This is a genomic window from Mycobacterium sp. NPDC048908 (genome assembly GCF_043197955.1).
GTDB lineage: Bacteria > Actinomycetota > Actinomycetes > Mycobacteriales > Mycobacteriaceae > Mycobacterium.
The window spans coordinates 214,438-231,146 of sequence record NZ_JBICUE010000008.1; the positions used below are offsets into that span (position 1 = coordinate 214,438).

Annotated in this window: 16 protein-coding genes and 1 pseudogene; 7 read left to right on the plus strand and 10 right to left on the minus strand. The window is 66.6% G+C overall.

Annotated elements, in window-relative coordinates; all coding sequences use genetic code 11:
• Positions 1-367 precede the first annotated feature (367 nt).
• A complete protein-coding gene (locus ACGFK1_RS21575; protein WP_393433829.1) occupies positions 368-1,699 on the plus strand; it encodes a hypothetical protein in 1,332 nt (443 codons plus the stop codon).
• A gap of 69 nt (positions 1,700-1,768) precedes the next feature.
• Here the strand turns inward: ACGFK1_RS21575 and ACGFK1_RS21580 are convergent, their stop codons facing one another.
• Together ACGFK1_RS21580 and ACGFK1_RS21585 are read right to left on the minus strand one after the other, a co-directional pair.
• A complete protein-coding gene (locus tag ACGFK1_RS21580) occupies positions 1,769-3,055 on the minus strand; it encodes an SLC13 family permease (RefSeq protein WP_393433832.1) in 1,287 nt (428 codons plus the stop codon).
• 12 nt (positions 3,056-3,067) lie between these two features.
• Positions 3,068-3,562, minus strand: a complete 495-nt coding sequence (locus ACGFK1_RS21585) for a CBS domain-containing protein (RefSeq protein WP_393433835.1) — start codon at positions 3,560-3,562, stop codon at positions 3,068-3,070.
• 133 nt (positions 3,563-3,695) lie between these two features.
• Here ACGFK1_RS21585 and ACGFK1_RS21590 point away from each other — a divergent pair, with 133 nt between their 5' ends.
• Both ACGFK1_RS21590 and ACGFK1_RS21595 read left to right on the plus strand, forming a co-directional pair.
• Positions 3,696-4,550, plus strand: a complete 855-nt coding sequence (locus ACGFK1_RS21590) for a sensor histidine kinase (protein WP_393433838.1) — start codon at positions 3,696-3,698, stop codon at positions 4,548-4,550.
• Positions 4,550-5,206 carry a response regulator gene (locus ACGFK1_RS21595; protein ID WP_393433841.1) on the plus strand — a complete coding sequence of 219 codons (657 nt, stop codon included), beginning with the start codon at positions 4,550-4,552 and terminating at the stop codon, positions 5,204-5,206. Before ACGFK1_RS21590 ends, ACGFK1_RS21595 begins: the two co-directional genes overlap by 1 nt.
• Here ACGFK1_RS21595 and ACGFK1_RS21600 read toward each other — a convergent pair.
• Positions 5,173-5,637: a DUF1707 domain-containing protein gene (locus ACGFK1_RS21600; RefSeq protein ID WP_393433844.1), complete on the minus strand. Its 465-nt coding sequence runs from the start codon at positions 5,635-5,637 to the stop codon at positions 5,173-5,175. The two genes, ACGFK1_RS21595 and ACGFK1_RS21600, sit on opposite strands and share 34 nt — an antisense overlap.
• Positions 5,638-5,680: 43 nt before the next feature.
• Here ACGFK1_RS21600 and ACGFK1_RS21605 point away from each other — a divergent pair, with 43 nt between their 5' ends.
• Positions 5,681-6,169, plus strand: coding sequence for an SRPBCC family protein (locus tag ACGFK1_RS21605; protein WP_393433846.1), 489 nt, complete (start codon positions 5,681-5,683; stop codon positions 6,167-6,169).
• Positions 6,170-6,242: 73 nt separating this feature from the next.
• On the opposite strand, the pseudogene ACGFK1_RS21610 reads toward ACGFK1_RS21605, so the two are convergent.
• The 6 genes and pseudogenes from ACGFK1_RS21610 to ACGFK1_RS21635 form a co-directional block, all read right to left on the minus strand.
• Positions 6,243-6,664 (minus strand): annotated as a pseudogene (locus ACGFK1_RS21610) (GrpB family protein).
• Between the two features lie 223 nt (positions 6,665-6,887).
• On the minus strand, positions 6,888-9,089 hold the full coding sequence (locus ACGFK1_RS21615; protein WP_393433849.1) for an AAA family ATPase: 2,202 nt from the start codon (positions 9,087-9,089) through the stop codon (positions 6,888-6,890).
• A gap of 1 nt (position 9,090) precedes the next feature.
• Positions 9,091-9,945: a CDP-diacylglycerol--serine O-phosphatidyltransferase gene (pssA, locus tag ACGFK1_RS21620; protein ID WP_393433852.1), complete on the minus strand. Its 855-nt coding sequence runs from the start codon at positions 9,943-9,945 to the stop codon at positions 9,091-9,093.
• Positions 9,942-10,640, minus strand: coding sequence for a phosphatidylserine decarboxylase (locus ACGFK1_RS21625; RefSeq protein WP_393433855.1), 699 nt, complete (start codon positions 10,638-10,640; stop codon positions 9,942-9,944). Before ACGFK1_RS21625 ends, pssA begins: the two co-directional genes overlap by 4 nt.
• Before the next feature lie 41 nt (positions 10,641-10,681).
• On the minus strand, positions 10,682-11,905 hold the full coding sequence (glp, locus tag ACGFK1_RS21630) for a gephyrin-like molybdotransferase Glp (protein WP_393433858.1): 1,224 nt from the start codon (positions 11,903-11,905) through the stop codon (positions 10,682-10,684).
• Positions 11,905-12,825 (minus strand): SDR family NAD(P)-dependent oxidoreductase, encoded by a 921-nt coding sequence (locus ACGFK1_RS21635; RefSeq protein WP_393433860.1) that lies wholly within the window; start codon positions 12,823-12,825, stop codon positions 11,905-11,907. Before ACGFK1_RS21635 ends, glp begins: the two co-directional genes overlap by 1 nt.
• 47 nt (positions 12,826-12,872) lie before the next feature.
• On the opposite strand from ACGFK1_RS21635, the gene ACGFK1_RS21640 reads away from it, so the two are divergent.
• Genes ACGFK1_RS21640 through ACGFK1_RS21650 form a run of 3 tightly spaced genes read left to right on the plus strand, consistent with a single transcriptional unit; the run spans position 12,873 to position 15,264 of the window.
• Positions 12,873-13,346 (plus strand): nitroreductase family deazaflavin-dependent oxidoreductase, encoded by a 474-nt coding sequence (locus ACGFK1_RS21640; protein ID WP_393434106.1) that lies wholly within the window; start codon positions 12,873-12,875, stop codon positions 13,344-13,346.
• Positions 13,343-13,825, plus strand: coding sequence for a PH domain-containing protein (locus ACGFK1_RS21645; RefSeq protein ID WP_393433863.1), 483 nt, complete (start codon positions 13,343-13,345; stop codon positions 13,823-13,825). The genes ACGFK1_RS21640 and ACGFK1_RS21645 overlap by 4 nt, the downstream gene beginning before the upstream one ends.
• Positions 13,822-15,264 (plus strand): PH domain-containing protein, encoded by a 1,443-nt coding sequence (locus tag ACGFK1_RS21650; RefSeq protein WP_393433865.1) that lies wholly within the window; start codon positions 13,822-13,824, stop codon positions 15,262-15,264. The genes ACGFK1_RS21645 and ACGFK1_RS21650 overlap by 4 nt, the downstream gene beginning before the upstream one ends.
• Here ACGFK1_RS21650 and ACGFK1_RS21655 read toward each other — a convergent pair.
• Positions 15,171-16,601, minus strand: a complete 1,431-nt coding sequence (locus ACGFK1_RS21655) for an FAD-dependent oxidoreductase (protein ID WP_393433868.1) — start codon at positions 16,599-16,601, stop codon at positions 15,171-15,173. The genes ACGFK1_RS21650 and ACGFK1_RS21655 overlap by 94 nt on opposite strands.
• Positions 16,602-16,709: the final 108 nt, after the last annotated feature.

The following is a 16,709-nucleotide window of genomic DNA, read 5'->3' on the forward strand; positions in this document are numbered from 1 at the left end:
GAACTCGGTGAACGTCGTTGCTCGCTCAATTGCCATTCCGATCGCAACGCTTCATGTCCGTCAGACGAAATACCGCGACGCGGCGTTGCGAAATTTCGCTCGTGACCAGCATCGTTTGCTGTATCGCACTAGCTCCCAACTGACCTACTAGTAAGTTGATGGCCGCGCGACGGCGTAAGCCTAGTTATGCCGAGGCGGCCGTTGTCCGTTTGCTGACGCGTAAGGAAACCAGCTCTAACAGCAACTTCTCCGCCAGTCGTGGTCCGCTGGCAACACGTGACAAGCGTCGAAATCGAAGCTTGACCAAAACTTACTAGTAGGTAAGTTATCGCGGCACAGAGCAGTTCCAGGTTCAGAAAGGTCTCACATGCAATTAGCTGCCGCCCGGGCATCGATCGCTACCGGCGTTGCGATCGTCGGAGCCAGTGTCCTCGTCGCGTCCCCTGTGGCACCCCCGATGCCAGATGGGCCCGACGTCCGCCTCCCCGCGGGTCACTCGGTGCAGCTCACCGCGCTGGTCAACCCGATCGCGGTGCTGACGCCGATCTTCCAGCAGGCGTTCCAGAACGCGGGTGCGCTCGGGCAGGAACTGCTCCATGCCCCGGCGGCGGTAGCACAGCAGATCATCACGGGGCAGCTGAGCACTGTATCGGAGCTCCTCAGGATCGCGGGGGCGTTCGGTGAGCAGTTCGCCACCGCCCTAGGTGATGCGCCGGCAATGCTGCACCAAGCGATCGGCCAGATCTCAGCCGGGCAGATAACCGCAGCGCTGAACACACTTACCGAGATCGTCCTCACGCCGGTCACCGGCCCGGTTCTCGAAGCGATCTTCTCGGGTAGCGGACCTCTCGTCGATTTGGTCGACGTGCTTTCGCAATCGCTCAGGTTCGTCCCGGGCGTCTCGAATGCTGTTGAGTTGCTGGCGGATCCGGATTTCCTGCTCACCGTCGGGCTCGGTCCGCTGCAGTCGATCTACGCCTTGAATACTGCAGTCGGCGGCACCGCCGAGACGTTGATAGCCGCAGCCAAAGCAGGGGACCCGACCGCCTTCGTCAACGGGGTGACCAACGGCGTCGCAGACATCCTCTCCGCGGTACTCGACCGGGTGCTCAACCCCGGCACCCCACCCTACGGGTATGACCGGGGCCTGATCGCAGCAGTCATCGAGGCGGGCAAGATGATCATCCAAGCGTTGGTCTCACCCGCTCCGGCCTCCGGCGTGGCCGCGATCAATGCCACCGCGGTCGCCGCGGAGGCGACAACGGTGACACTGTCCACGGGTCCAGTCGACACCCCAACCGAGGGGAAGGTTGCAGCCGAAACGAACACGGCCGCAGTCGGACCCGCAAAGACGGAGAGCGGCGAGCCGACGGCGCGGGAGGTGGAGAAGGACTCCGAGGAGTCGGCGGTAACCGAGAAGGTCGAGGCCGAGAAGGCCGAGGGCGAGAAGGCGCCGAAGACTCCCGCCGTCCGCACCGGCCTGGTTGCGATCCCGGGAGAAGTGACCGTGGGCGTCAGTGACAAGTCGACGAATGCGTCTGAGAAACAACAGGAGTCGACATCGGCTTCCAGTGAGGGCACGACGACGTCGGACACCTCAACGACCGGGTCGACCACGGCCTCCCAGAGCGGTTCGCAGGAGTCCGCCGGCAGCGCTGACAACGGCGGTTCGAGCGCAGGCGGTGGTGCTCACGAGTGACGTGAGGACCCGGCGGGGGCCTCTCTGAGACGAGGGAGAGGCCCCACCGGAGCAGTCGCAACGCGTGGATCAGAAGTAACGGAGCCAGACATAGACCCACGCCAGCGCGGTGCTGAGCAGCGTCACGATGATCCCGTAGCGGGTGAACCGCCAAAAGCTGATCGGATGGCCCGCGCGCTGGGCAATGCCGACGGCGACCACATTGGCGCTGGCCGCGATCGCAGTGCCGTTGCCGGAGAAGCACGCCCCGAGAGCGAATGCCCACCACAACGCCCTGCCGGTTTCGACGTCTGGAGCCTGCGCCGCCATTCCTTCGACGACAGGTGTCATGGTCGCGGTGTAGGGGATGTTGTCGACGAAGGCGCCGAGCACCGCCGATCCGAACAACAGGCCGGTGGCGGCGAGGAAGAAGTCGTCGGCGAACATGGTGATCGCCGCGTCACCCAACCAACCGATCACCCCGGTGTGCACGAGGCCGGCGACCATCGCGAACAATCCCATGAAGAACACCAACGTCGGCCACTCCACTTCCGGGAGCACCTCGGCGACATCGATGTTCGTCGCCAGCAGCATGCCGCCTGCCCCGAGCAGTGCGACGATTGACGGGGCCACGTGCAGCACCGAGTGCAGACCGAACCCGATGATCACGACGGTGAGGACGGCAAGCGAGCGCACCAGCAGCTTCGGGTCCTTGATCGCGCGGCGCTCCTGAAGCGCCATCACCTCTTCGAGGTGAATGCTATTGGCTCGCAGATCTTTTCGGAACAGTAGCTTGGTGAAGACCACAAACAACGCAAAGATCACCGCTACCGCAGGTGCCATGTTGACCAGGAAGTCGTTGAACGTCAGTCCCGCTCGGCTACCGATGATGATGTTGGGTGGGTCGCCGATCAGGGTCGCGGCACCGCCGATGTTGGATGCCAGCACCTCGGCGATGAGAAACGGCTGCGCCGCGATGCGCAGGCGGTCGCAGATCACCAACGTCACCGGCGCGACCAGCATGATGATCGTGACGTTGTCGAGGATGGGCGAGGCGATCGCGGTGATCACCATCAGCATCACCATCAGCCGGAACGGTTTCCCACGCGAACGCTTGGCGGCCCAGATCGCGAGGAAGTCGAAGAGTCCGGTCTGTTTGATCACGCCGACGATGATCATCATGCCCAGCAGCAAGAAGATGACGTTCCAGTCGATGCCCTCGTGCTCTGAGTAGAAGACTTTCGAGCCGGGGGTCAACCCGAGGACGGTCATCAGGCCGGCCGCGACCAGGACTGTCTTGACCTTGGGGGCCCGTTCGGTGGCGATGAACCAGAACGCGCCGACGAAGATCGTGAGGGCGAGTACCGGGGCCAGCACGGCGCCGGTGGCTCAGTCGTTGGGGCCGGCTACTGCCAAGCTGGTGAGCAACCGCTCGAGGGTGACCGCGCCGGTGAGGCGTCCGCTGCGATCCACCACGGCGATCAATGGGCTGCGTTTGTTCGCCATCACCGTGGCGACCTCGAGCAGGGTGGCCTCCGGCGCTACCGTGGTGGGCTTGGCCGCCGGTTTGGGCAGGCAATCGCCGACAGTGAGCTTGCCGGGCCCATGCCAGAACAGATCGGCATGGATCTCGTCGACGGTACGCACAAGGGCCGGATCGTCGCGGTAAGACTCCGGGATGGTCAGCCGCAACACTTGCGTACCCGGTAGCACGGCGACCGGGCGGTCGTCATCGTCGACCACCACCAACCCCGGCAACCGATTGACCACCATCAGTTGCACGGCCTTGGAGACGGGATCTTCGATTCGAACCGTGGGTGGCGTCACGGCGATCTCGTGTGCTTGCATGACTTCGTTCCGTTGAATGCCGACTGTGAGTGTCATGGTCCTCGTTCTCCGATCAATTCAGGTGCTCAGTGTCGAAAACCAAGCCGCCCAAAAACATGGGGTCTGACACCCATTTCCGTGGGATGCAGCCCGTATGGACAAACTCTCGCCGGGCATCCACGCTGGGGTCATGAGACAGGCCCGCACTCCCGCGACGGCGCTGATCCGGCGGGTCGTGGTGATCAACGGCCTGATCTTCACGCTCGGCACGCTGATCCTCGCGTTGTCGCCTGCGACGGTCTCGTCGAGGATCAAGCTGACCGAGATTCCGGTGCTGGTGGTCGGATTGGCAATCATGCTGGCCGCGAACGCGTTTTTGCTGCGATCGAGGCTGGCGCCCATGCTGAAGTCCGAGCGGTCGACCGCCAACGCGTCTGCGCTCGCGGCGCAGGAGAACGAACGTCAGCGCATCGCCAGGGAGTTGCACGACGAAATCGGTCAGACGCTGACCGTGGCCCTGTTGTTCTTGAAGCGGGCCGTCGACCGTGCGCCAGCCGAGATCCGGGGCGAACTCGCGGATACCCAGGAGGCGGTGCGTGCCGGACTCGACGAAGTGCGCAGCATCGCACGTCGGTTGCGCCCGGATGCGCTGGAGGATCTCGGATTACACAGCGCGCTGAGTGCGCTGTGCAGTGAGTTCACCCAGGCGACAGGCATTGGTGTGGTCAAAAGCATTGCGCCGCAAGCAAATCGCCTTCCCCAGGACATCGAGCTGGTGTGCTACCGCATCGCGCAGGAGAGCCTGACGAACATCACCCGACACGCGAAAGCATCGAAGGTCTGGCTTGATCTGCACACGTCGGCCGAGCAACTGTTGCTTCGCATCGCCGACGACGGGCGAGGCGGCGTCGACACCGAGGGCGCCGGCATCAACGGCATGCGGGAACGTGCGCTGTTGGTCAACGCTGAGTTCACCATCGCCTCGCCGCCAGGAGAGGGCACGGAGGTGCGGCTGACGATCCCGCTGACCGGAAGATGCCCGTGATGCCTTCACAACCCGCCCAGATCCTGCTGGCCGACGACCATGCGTTGGTGCGCAGCGGGCTGCGGAGAATCCTTGACGCCGAGCCCGATCTGAAGGTCGTTGCCGAGGCTGCCGACGGCCACGAAGCGCTCGCGGTACTCGAACACACCCCGGCTGATCTGGCCATCCTCGACATCGCCATGCCGCGGATGACCGGGCTTCAGGCGGCAAGGGAAATCAACCGCCGACATCCGCACCTTCGGATCTTGATTCTGTCGATGTACGACAACGAGCAGTATTTCTTCGAAGCGCTCAAGGCCGGTGCATCGGGATACGTGCTCAAGTCGGTGGCCGACCGCGACCTGCTCGAGGCGTGCCGGGCGACACTGCGGGGTGAGCCGTTCCTGTACGCGGGCGCGGTGACGGCGCTGATCCGCGACTACCTGCACCGCGCCAAACACGGTGACGACCTGCCCGACACGATCCTCACCCCACGGGAGGAAGAGGTGCTCAAGCTGATCGCCGAGGGTTACTCGACGCGGGAGATCGCCGGCACGTTGGGGATCAGCGCCAAGACCGTGGACCGCCACCGGACGAACACACTGGCCAAACTCGGTCTGCGGGACCGTCTGGAATTGACCCGCTATGCGATCCGGGCCGGGTTGATCGAGCCGTGACGCCGGCCCGGCGTCAGCACCGCGTATCGAATCGGCAGCGCGTGGCCGACGACGCCGATGCCCGCGCCGAGAATCGGCCAGATCGGCCAGAAGTACCACGCGCCCGCCGTCAGGCCGACCGCCAACCACACTGTCAGCACGGTGGCGACCATCGCCAGGTAAGCGCCGAGATGGATTCGAACGCCGAGTCGCGCGGCACGCCGTCGCGCGGCCTGCCGCTCGGGATCGTTGCGCCGAAGCTGCCCCAGCGGTAGGTCGGCGAGGAGTTGACGCAGCTCAGCGGCGCTGTGTGCGGCGAAGGCTGCCTGCATGCGGTGCTCGTACTCGTCGAGTGCGAGGTAGCCCTGAGACAGCGCAAGACCCAACTGCTTGGCGGTCCGTTCGCGGTCGCGGTCGCCTGCGCGAACAGACGTGACGGCTGGTGCGGTCATCGGAGCCTCCGATCTTGGCAGTGACAAGTTTCCTGGCTCGACTATGCGCGCTGAACTTGCCACTGTCAAGATGTTGTTGAATCTGATGGTGACCTCCACCGTCGTCACCGCGAGCCGCGCGATCGCGGCGCCCGCGGACAAGATCTTCGAATTGATCGCCGACCCGGCAATGCAGCCGCAATGGGACGGCAACGACAACCTGGCGGAGGCGCCGACCGGACAACGGGTTCGGACAGTGGGTGACGTGTTCACCATGCGGCTGACCGAGGGCAGCGACCGCACCAACCACGTCATCGAATTCGAGGAGGGCAGGCTGATCGCGTGGTTGCCCTCCGAACCGGGTATGCCGCCGCCCGGCCACCTCTGGCGGTGGCGGCTGGAACCGATCGACGGGTCACGGACGTTGGTCACCCACACCTACGACTGGTCGGGCCTGACCGATGAGACGCGGTTACCCCGCGCGCGGGCAACCACCGCCGACAGGCTGTTGGCCTCGATCGAGCGGTTGGCGGCGTTGGCCGAGCGCGGTTGAGCCGTCGCCAAACTGCGCATAGATCGCCAATCGGGCGAAATTCGCGATCTCGCCGCAGTCTCGACGCCGGACGCTAGCTTCGTCGCGGCCGACGAAGCGGCACTATTCCCCTTCGACGTAACGCATCCTCGACAAAGCGGGCCTTGGCGGTGGTGTATGCCTCGCGATCGTCGCGAAACTCTTTGCCCAAGCTGCGTTTCAGCGCCTCGTAACCGTCGCGAAGCGCATCGTCGGCACCGAGTACATCGCGAAGGCTCGTAGCTCCGCAGTGTGCGGGTCGTCGTACTGGATGAGATACAGGTGATGGGTACGAGCTTCAGGTCGAGGTCGTAGGAACCAGAGTCGCCATGAGCTGTTCGGATCAGAGGTCCAGTGACGCCACCCGTCCTCCTCGAGGAGCGGCACCGCAGCGTGTGCATCAATCAACGAGGTGACGGGTGCAAGGATGTCGACGATCGGCTTCGACGCCAGACCGGGCACCGCGGTGGAACCCACGTGCTCTACCGGCTCAGCGAGCCACTCAGTCAAGCGGATCGTCAATCTGTCGCGCTAATCCGCGAAGCTCTGTTGCCAAGTCGGGTCGTAATCAACGACTTCGACGGGCATATCGACCGCCACACGCTCAGCCTATAGTTGCGTCGCCCCGCGAAACTGCGGACAGATCGCCAATTGAGCGAACTTCGCGATCTCACCGCAGTCTCGACGAAGCCGAGCGCGGTCAGCGGGCGGCCGAGAACGCGCGCAGGGACTCGACCTGGGCCGGATCCAGTGACGGCCGCACGGCTTCGCGCGCCTTCGCGACGTCGCCCGCGGTCACGTCGGCGGCATCGATCGAACGGCGCATGGCGGTCAGCGCGGCCTCCCGCAGCAGTGCGACGCAGTCGGCGGCGCTGTACCCGTCGAGCTCGCCGGCCAGCGTGTCGAGGTCGACGTCATCGGACAGCGGAATGGATTTGCCTGCGGTGCGGAGGATTTCGCGGCGCGCCTCAGCGTCAGGTGGCTCGACGAACACCAGCTTCTCCAGTCGGCCGGGCCGCAACAGTGCCGGGTCGATCAAATCCGGCCGGTTGGTCGCCCCGAGCACCACGACATCACGCAGCGGTTCGATGCCGTCGAGTTCGGTCAGCAGCGCGGCTACCACGCGGTCGGTGACACCGGAGTCGAAGCTCTGCCCGCGTCGTGGCGCAAGCGCGTCGATCTCGTCGAGGAACACCAGCGACGGCGCAGAGTCGCGGGCTCGCTGAAACAGTTCGCGCACAGCCTTTTCCGACGATCCGACCCATTTGTCCATCAGCTCTGCGCCCTTGACGGCGTGCACCGACAACCGGCCGGAACTGGCCAGCGCACGTACCACGAACGTCTTGCCGCAGCCGGGCGGTCCGTACAGGAGCACGCCGCGCGGCGGGGCGACACCCAGGCGCTGGAAAGTGTCGGGGTGTTGCAGTGGCCACAGCACCGCCTCGGTCAACGCCTGCTTGGTGGCCGCCATGTCGCCGACGTCGTCCAGGGTCACCGATCCGACCGAGACCTCTTCGGTCGCCGAACGCGACAGTGGCCTGATGACGGTCGTCGCGCCGATCAGGTCTTCCTGGGTCAACTCGGGCGGTTTACCGTCGGCGCTGGCCCGCGAGGCCGCCCGCAACGCCGCCTCGCGCACCAGCGCGGATAGGTCGGCTACGACGAAACCTGGTGTGCGATCGGCGACTTCGTCGAGGTTGAGGTCCTTCGACGGCACGTCGCGCAGCAGCACCTCGAGCAACTGTTTACGGACAGCCCCGTCGGGCAGGGTCAGCCCGAGCTCGCGGTCGCACAGATCCGGGGCCCGCAGTCGCGGGTCGACGCCGTCGGGCTGTTGTGTGGTGGCGACGAAGGCCACTCCGCGAGTGGCGACGGCGTTGCGCAGTTCGGTGAGAATCAGGGTGGACACCGGGTCGGCGGTGGACGGCAACAGTGCGTCGATATCGGTGATCAGCAGCACGCCGCCGCCGTCGCGGACGGTGGCCACCGCAGAAGAGACACTCTTGAGTCGGTCCTCTGCCCGCAGTGCGCCCACTTCGGGACCGTCGAGTTCGACGAGCCTGCGATCAGTGCACACCGCCCGCACCAGCGCGGCCTTACCGACGCCCGCGGGCCCTGACACCAGCACACCGAGATTGGATGTGGCGCCGAGTGTTTCCAGAAGCTCCGGCTGGTCGAGCGCCAGCTTCAGCCATTCCGTCAACCGCGACGCCTGCGCATGCGACCCTTTCAGGTCGTCTATGTTGACCGTCGCCGACTTCTTCGGCGTCGACACGGTGTGCTGGCCTGCTGTCGCAGGTCCGCTGGGCTCCAGCCCGTCGCCCCAGTTCACCACCGAATTCGGTTGCACACTCACCGGTCCGGCGGGATCAACACCGGTGACCGTCAACAACTCCGACGTCCACGTGATCCCGACCGACGACGCCAGCGCCGCCGTGGCCGTGGATGTCGGGATGTCGGGGCCGAGTTCACGCGGCAGCAGCGACACCGTGTCGCCGACCGTCATCACCTTGCCGAGCAGGGCCTGACGTAGCGTCGCGGGCGAAATGGATTGCGTGGCAAGGTTGGAGCCACTGACAGTCACCGACCGGGCGCCGTAGACGGTGACGGCCGAGACGATCACGGTGGTGTCCTCCCGCAGGCCGGCGTTGGACAGCGTCACGTCGTCGAGCAGCGCGGTGCCCGTCGGCGTGCCCGCGGGCGCCAGCCCGGCCACTGCGGCGGTGGTGCGTGAGCCGGTGAGCGAGACCGCATCCCACTCGCGGATGCCAAGGGCGGCAATGGCTTCGGGATGCAACCGGACCACTCCGCGACGGGAGTCCAACGCCGAGGTGTTCAGCCTGGCGGTCAGCCGAAGATGGCTCAGCGGCGGATCGGATGCCGCGGCTTCGGTCTGCGTCATCTCAGCGGCCCGGCCTGCGCAGCCCGAGCCTCAGATTGGACCGGCGCCGCTGCGGTCCTGTCGCCCGCCGAATGGCCCGTCGCGCGGCGCGCTGTTGTCGTGGTTTGTCGTCCCATATCTCCGGATGCTCCGCTAGGAAGCGGCGGGTGCGGATGGCGAACGGGATGTGAACGACGTAGGCCGCGATGATCACCAGGATCGTCAGGTAGCCGTAGAAGATCGACGCCGCCACCAGGACCACCACGCCGAGGAGAAGCAGGGGAACCATGTTGGGCGACACCGAAAAGGTGTGGATCTTGCGCATCGGCAGGGTGCTGACCACCAGCAGCGAGACACCGATCGTCCAAATCACGACCGCCGCCTCCGATGTCCACCAGCCGTCACCGAACTGCATCTTGGCGGCCAACGGCCCGATCGCACCGATCGCGCCTGCCGGGGCAGGCATGCCGACGAAGTACTCCTTCTCGTAGGCGGGCTTGTCGACGTCGAGCATCGCGTTGAACCGGGCCAGCCGCAACACGATGCACACCGAGTACACCAACACCACGATCCAGCCGACCCGCGAATGCGAGAGCAACGTGCCATAGACGATAAAAGCAGGCGCCACACCGAAATTCACCGCGTCGGCCAGCGAGTCGATCTCCTCGCCCATCCGCGACGTGGCCTTCAAGATGCGGGCGATGCGGCCGTCGAGGGCGTCGAGGATGGCCGCCACCGCCAGAAACGCCATCGCCTCGGTGGGGCGATCGTCCAAGGCCATCTTCACCGACGTCAACCCGAGACAGATGGCCGCCACGGTCATGGCGCTCGGCAGGATTTTCAGGCTGACGACGGGCGCCTTGATATGAGGTTTCACAGCAACTCGGCCAATACGGTCTCGCCTGCGAGCGCGCGCTGCCCCGTGGCCACCATGACGGTGGCGCCCGCGGGCAGGTAGGTGTCCAGCCGGGACCCGTAGCGGATCAAGCCGTAGGTGTCGCCGATGGTGAGTTTGTCGCCGGGCTTGGCCTCGCACACGATGCGCCGGGCCACCAGGCCGGCGATCTGCACCGCGATCACCTCCACACCCTCCGGCGTCCTGATCAGCATGCTGTTTCGTTCGTTGTCCGCACTTGCGGCCTCCAACTCGGCAGAGCCGAAAGCCCCTGGGCGGTGCACGACGGAGATCACCTCACCGCTGATCGGCGCCCGCTGCACGTGTGCGTCGAAGATCGAAAGAAAGATGCTGATGCGTGGCAATGGCGTTGCGGGCAGGCCGAGTTCGGCCGGCGGTGCGGCCTCCTCGATGAGGCAGATCAGGCCATCCGCAGGTGCGACGATGACGCCGGGCCGGGTGGGTGGCACCCGAGGCGGATGCCGGAAGAACGCCGCGTTGGCGGCGGCCGACGCCAGACCGGCACGGCGCAGCCATCGCCGGTTGCGGCCAACCGCGGCGAGCGCAAGGCTGGCGCCGACGAACGGAAGGCCCGCCGAGTGCATCGGCGGAATGGTGGTGCGCACCAGCGCCGCGAGCCGCTCGGGGCCGGATCTGAGGTCGGGGCGTCTGGCCATCGTGCGCCGATTCTACGGGCGTGCTCTTTCGCCGATAGGCCTTAGGCCAAGTCCCACACGTGCACCGGCGAACCCGCGGACAACTCGGTGACGTCCTCGTCGATCTCGAGCAGGCAGTCCGCCGACGCCAGCCAGCGCAGATGGTGCGAGGCCGGTGGACCGTAGCTGGTGACCGTGCCCGTGTCGCGGTCCAGCACGCCGCGCCGGAACTGACGCTTGCCCGCAGGTGACGTCAGGTCCTCGGCGAGCACCGCGGTGCGGCGCGGCCGGTCTGGATGCGGCAGCCCCATTGCGGTGCGCAGGGGCGTCCTGACGAACACCTCGAACGACACGAGCGCGCTGACCGGGTTGCCCGGCAGTGTGATGATCGGCGTGCCGTTCACCGCGCCCGCGCCTTGCGGCATCCCGGGTTGCATGGCCACCTTGACGAACTCGACCTCACCGCCCTGGCTGGATGTCGCCTGCCTTCCGGCTCCGAGCGAATCCTTGACGACCTCGTACGCCCCTGCGCTGACGCCGCCGGTGGTGATGATCAGGTCGGCGTCGCGGCTGTGAGCTGTCAATGCCTCCCGAAACGCCGCGACGTCGTCACCGACCATCGGCGCGGCCACCACCACGGCCCCCGCATCGCGCACGGCCGCCGCGAGCATCACCGCATTGGACTCGTAGATCTGGCCCGGCTGCAATGGTGTGCCCGGCGCGACCAGCTCAGTGCCCGTCGACATCACCAGAACACGTTGACGTGGAAGCACTTTCAGCTCACCGAGCCCCAAGGCGGCCGCCAAACCGAGCGCGGCGGGGGTGAGTACCTGACCGGCGCGCAGCACCGTCGTGCCCGCGGTGACGTCCTCACCGGCACGGCGAACGTGTTGGCCCGACCGCGCGCTCGCGCGGATGGACACGGTGTCGGTGGCACCATCGGTGGCCTCGACCGGCACCACCGCAGTAGCTCCCGCAGGCAGCGGCGCACCGGTCATGATGCGATGTGCGGTACCGGGTTTCAGCGTGAGCGGGTCGGTGCGGCCCGCCGGGATGTCCTCGGCGACGGGCAGCATGACAGGTTGCTCCTGCGATGCGCTTGCGATGTCGTCGGCCAGCACGGCGTAGCCGTCCATCGCCGAGTTGTCGAAGCCAGGCAGCGACAAGGGCGCCACCACGTCGGAGGCAAGCACCAGGCCGAGCGCCTCGGCGAGCGGCAGCGCGACGGACGGCTTCGCGGTGATCAGTCCGGCGACCACGCGCCGGTGTTCGTCGACGGTGCGCATCAGACCGGGAAGGTGACGCCGGTGAGTTCTTCGGACACAGCCCACAGTCGGCGTGCGACGTCCTCATCATGCGACTGTGCGCTCGAGGCAACGACTTTCGGGTGGCCCCTCTGTTCGCCGAAGCCGCCTGGCCCGTAGTACTGACCGTTTCGCGCGTTCGGATCGGTAGCGGCGCGCAGCGTCGGCTCGGCGCCCATCTCCGGACCCTGTGCGATGAAGTTCGACCAGAAGAATTGGCTGACCTGTCGAATGCCCGCAGGCATGTTGCGTAGCAAGTCCGTATCGGCGGCGCCCGGGTGCGCCGCCAGCGCCACCGTCGGGGTGCCCTTGGCCGTCAGCCGGCGGGCGAGCTCGTAGGTGAACAACAGATTGGCGAGCTTGGACTGCCCGTATGCGACGACGCGGTTGTAGTTGCGGTCCAGGTTCAGGTCATCGAAGTGGATCTTGGCGCGGATGCGGTGGCCAACGCTGCTGACCGTCACGACGCGCGACCCCTCGACGGGCAGCAGATTGTCGAGCAGTTGACCGGTGAGCGCGAAGTGGCCGAGGTGGTTGGTGCCGAACTGCAACTCGAAGCCGTCTTTGGTGGCGGCCTTGTCGGTGTACATCACGCCCGCGTTGTTGATCAGCAGGTCGATGCGCGGATGGTCGGCGCGCAACTGGTCCGCGGCCGTGCGGACGCTGTCCAGTGACGTCAGGTCGAGCTCCTGGACGGCGACCACGGCGTTCGGGCTGGCCGCCCTGATCCGGTCGGCGGCTTGGTTGCCTTTGTCGAGGTTGCGCACGGCCAGCACGGTGTGCGCGCCCTTGTCTGCGAGTACCGCGGCGGCGGCGTAACCGATGCCGGTGTTCGCCCCCGTCACGATGGCCACCCGGTCGGACTGATCCGGCACGTCGGCCGCGGTCCACTTGCTGCTCATGGGCTCAACATACTCAGGCATCACCGGTTAGTTTCGATGTCGTGGGGATGCGAGCGGTCGCGGTGGTGGTCGGCACGCTGCTCGGCGCCGTCGTGATGCTCTTCGGCGTGCTGCTGGCCGGGCTGCGATGGCAGGTGGGGCCCGCGCTGGACGCGGTAAGACGGATGAATCGGTCGGTGACCAATCCGCGGGTGATGCGCACCGCGGGCACCCCGCAGACGCAGACCTCGGTCATGGAGCATGTCGGGCGCAACTCCGGCCGCAGTTATCAGACGCCGATCGACGTCATCGAAAGCCCGACCACGCTTCTGATCGCGCTGCCGTACGGCACCCGCGCCGATTGGTTGCGCAACGTGCAGGCCGCGGGTTCGGCCACCGTGGTCGTGCAGGGCAGGCGCATCGACGTCACGCGGCCGTCCATCGTCGCGACCGCGGAGGTGGCGGATCGGATCCCGAAGCGCACGATGCGGATGTTGCGGCTGTTCGGCGTCGGGCAGTTCCTCCAACTCGAGAAGTCATGAACCTGCGCGAGCCAGCCAACCCGCCCAGCCGCAAGGCTCCGCTGGTGTGGGCGATCGGCGCGGCGATTCCGTGGCTGACGCTGGCGGCGGCCCAGGCGGTGTGGTTCGCGATCAGCCCCCGACTGCCGTGGGGGCACGGGGTCGTTGCGCTGGCAACCGGGGTCGGCATCGTGGTGTTCGTCATGGTCGTTCCGCTGTGGCGATATCGCGTACACCGCTGGGACATCGACCCCAAAGCGGTGTACACCCGGACGGGTTGGCTGGTGCAGGAACGCCGCATCGCGCCGATCTCCAGGGTGCAGACCGTCGACACCGAACGTGGCCCGCTCAACCAACTGTTCGGGCTGGCGAACGTGACGGTGACGACGGCCTCGTCGGCGGGCGCCGTGCGCATCGTCGCGCTGGATTCCGAGGTCGCCGATCGCGTTGTGGCACAACTGACCGACATCGCCGCGCTCGGCGCCGAGGATGCGACGTGACCGGGCCCCCCGGCCCGGAGTGGCAGCGGCTCAGCCCGCGGATGCTGCTGGTGCATCCGGTCCACGAGGTGCTGCGTCAGATACCGCTGTTGGTCGGGTCGGTGGTGCTGGGATCGGCGACGGGCAATCCGATGTGGACGCTGTTCGGCCTCGTTCTGATCGTCGGCTACGGTGTGGCCCGGTGGTTCACCACCAGCTACCGGATCGACTCCGATGAGGTCCTGCTGCGCACGGGTGTCCTGCAACGCAAGGTTCTTTCTGTGCCGCGCAACAGGATTCGTTCGGTGTCGACGGACGCCCGGCTGTTGCACCGGCTGCTCGGCTTGACGGTGCTGCGATTGAGCACCGGCCAGGAAGCGCGGGGAGACACCGTGTTCGCGCTGGATGCGGTCGAGGCGGACCAGGTGCCGCGGTTGAGGGCGATCCTGCTGGCCGACTCGCTGGTTGCCGTCGAAGAGCAGACGACGGGCCGCGAGTTGGCGCGTTGGCAGCCGTCGTGGCTGCGCTACAGCCCACTGAGCTTCACCGGCCTGGCGATGATCGCGGCCGCTGTGGGTGTGGTGTATCAGGCGGGAGCCGGTGCGGCACTGCAAGATTCACGGTTGGCGCGGTCCGGGCTGGACGCCGCCGAGAGGTTCGGGGTCGCCGCAAGTGTGGTGGTGGCGGTCGCGCTGATTGTGGTGGCATCGGTGGTGTTGTCGGTGCTGAGGTCGCTGGTGACGTACGGGAATCTGGTGCTGCGCCGCGACGCCGAGGTACTGCACCTCGAGCACGGCCTGCTGCGACTGCGCGAGCACACGTTCGACATGCGCAGGCTGCGCGGTGGAACGTTGCGAGAACCGTTGTTGGTGCGGCTGTTCGGCGGTGCACGGCTGGATGCCGTGATGACGGGGGTGGGCGGGGCAGGGGAGGCGTCGGTGTTGTTACCGCCGTGCCCGCGGTCGACGGCCGAGACGGTGCTGTCAGAGCTGATCGAACGGCCCGACGTCGTCACCGGTCCGCTGCGCCGCCACGGTTCGCCGGCGACGCGCAGGCGATGGACGCGGGCACTGGCGTTGCCGGCGCTATTACTCGTCGCGATGGCGCTGCTGCCAACGCCCGTTTGGCTGTGGCCGCTGTGGGGTGTGCTGACCGGATGTTGTGTGTTCCTGGCGGCCGACCGATCGAGGGCGCTCGGCCATCGGGTGGACGCCGACTGGCTGGTGGCGCGGGCAGGCAGCCTGGACCGACGCCGGGACTGCATCGCCGCGGCAGGCATCATCGGGTGGACGGTGCGCCAGACGCTACTGCAACGCCGCGCGGGGGTGGCGACGCTGGTGGCCGCCACCGCGGCCGGGGTGAAGACCTATCGGGTGGTCGACGTACCGGCCGAGCTCGCCTGGACGATCGCGGGATCCGCGTCGCCATGGGTCGCCGAAAGCAGTTGGGCGGTCGGTTGACGGGTTCGACCTACACGAAAGACCCGCAACATGAACCGCGGCAACAGCAGTCGCGTCGGCGGGTCCATCATTCCCATCACCCGCAGGAACGTCAGCATCACGTCGGGATCGCGCTCAGCCGCCGTCATCACCCGGCCCAGATAGCTGTTGCTGAGTCGCATCGACAACGGTGCCTGCCCCTCCACTTCCGGCAGCGCGAGATCAGAACCCGCTGCGCTCTGCCACGCGATGCGGACCTTCTTCGCGCTCGCGCGGAAGAACCGCCGCGGAAGATCCTTCTCACCCCGCTGCAGGCAGTCCCGCAGCACGAGCGCTTCGAGCGCCGCGACCGTCATGCCTTGCCCATAGATCGGGTTGAAGCTGCAGACCGCGTCACCGACCACGATCAGCCCGGCTGGTACCCGCCGCATCTTGTCGTAACGCCGCCAACGGTTGGACGGCACACGGTAATGCGTGACCTCGCCAAGCGGCTCTGCCGCCGCGAACGCGGCGAGCACGCCGTCGGGCGCTAAACCGGTTGCGAAGGACAGCATTTCGTCGGCTGTGCTCGGTGGTTCGGCACCGGCCATCGCACCCACGGCGAACATGGCGGTGTCGTTCTCATAGCGGATGGCGCCGAACATCTTGGTCCTGCCCGGTTCGGGCATGACGGCGAGGAAGTTCTCCTTGACCGACCCGGGTGCAAGTCGGACCGATTGGCACGCGTACGCGAGGTGGACGATCACCTCGTCCTCTGCGGGCCGGTCGTATCCGAGTTGCTCGAGGAACACAGGAGTCCGAGAACCACGCCCGGTGGCGTCGACGACGAGATCGGCGGTCAGCGTGGTCCGGTGCTGGTTGTCGCGGTCGACCACCTCGACCCCCGTGACACGGCTGCGGTCTGACGTCGACGTCAGCGCCACCACGTCGTGGTGTTCGAGGATCGTCACATTCGCAATGTCTCGGATCCGCTGCAACACTTGCCATTCGAGCAGCGGCCTGCTCTGGAAGTAGAAGGGCATCGATTCTGGGTCCGGCGTGCGGCCAACTCGCAGGAATTGATGGCCACCGACAGAGAAGCACAGGTTGGCGTAGTCGCCGTCCCACTTCGTCGCCCCGTTGGCCACCAGTTCGTCGAGGACTCCCGGCAGCAGTTCGTCGAGGATCTGCGCGCCTCGCGCGAGTAGAGCGTGGATCAGCCGGCCCTGCGGAACCCCGCGGCGCGACACCGGATCGCTGGGCAGTACGTCGCGTTCCACCACCGTGACGGTGCGGTAACTTTCCGACAGCACCCTGGCCGCCAGCAGTCCGCCCATGCTTGCACCAAGAACTATTGCTCGCTCACCCAGCACCGGCATCGCCGCCCCCTATCGTCTGAATTCGGATCAGGCCTGGTGAGACCAGCTTCAGGGGATGCGCGGCGGGCCGATAGCGTAGCCGGGTACTCGAGTTTCGGCGCGACCACG

What these genes read in the sequence shown, in the direction of transcription:
- ACGFK1_RS21595 (WP_393433841.1), top strand. Translation starts at nt 4,550, where the DNA reads ATGCCTTCACAACCCGCCCAGATCCTGCTGGCCGACGACCATGCGTTG.
- ACGFK1_RS21615 (WP_393433849.1), bottom strand. Translation starts at nt 9,089, where the DNA reads ATGACGCAGACCGAAGCCGCGGCATCCGATCCGCCGCTGAGCCATCTT.
- ACGFK1_RS21640 (WP_393434106.1), top strand. Translation starts at nt 12,873, where the DNA reads ATGCGAGCGGTCGCGGTGGTGGTCGGCACGCTGCTCGGCGCCGTCGTG.
- ACGFK1_RS21645 (WP_393433863.1), top strand. Translation starts at nt 13,343, where the DNA reads ATGAACCTGCGCGAGCCAGCCAACCCGCCCAGCCGCAAGGCTCCGCTG.
- ACGFK1_RS21600 (WP_393433844.1), bottom strand. Translation starts at nt 5,637, where the DNA reads ATGACCGCACCAGCCGTCACGTCTGTTCGCGCAGGCGACCGCGACCGC.
- ACGFK1_RS21605 (WP_393433846.1), top strand. Translation starts at nt 5,681, where the DNA reads ATGCGCGCTGAACTTGCCACTGTCAAGATGTTGTTGAATCTGATGGTG.
- ACGFK1_RS21655 (WP_393433868.1), bottom strand. Translation starts at nt 16,601, where the DNA reads ATGCCGGTGCTGGGTGAGCGAGCAATAGTTCTTGGTGCAAGCATGGGC.
- ACGFK1_RS21575 (WP_393433829.1), top strand. Translation starts at nt 368, where the DNA reads ATGCAATTAGCTGCCGCCCGGGCATCGATCGCTACCGGCGTTGCGATC.
- ACGFK1_RS21635 (WP_393433860.1), bottom strand. Translation starts at nt 12,825, where the DNA reads ATGAGCAGCAAGTGGACCGCGGCCGACGTGCCGGATCAGTCCGACCGG.
- ACGFK1_RS21590 (WP_393433838.1), top strand. Translation starts at nt 3,696, where the DNA reads ATGAGACAGGCCCGCACTCCCGCGACGGCGCTGATCCGGCGGGTCGTG.
- glp (WP_393433858.1), bottom strand. Translation starts at nt 11,905, where the DNA reads ATGCGCACCGTCGACGAACACCGGCGCGTGGTCGCCGGACTGATCACC.
- ACGFK1_RS21625 (WP_393433855.1), bottom strand. Translation starts at nt 10,640, where the DNA reads ATGGCCAGACGCCCCGACCTCAGATCCGGCCCCGAGCGGCTCGCGGCG.
- ACGFK1_RS21585 (WP_393433835.1), bottom strand. Translation starts at nt 3,562, where the DNA reads ATGACACTCACAGTCGGCATTCAACGGAACGAAGTCATGCAAGCACAC.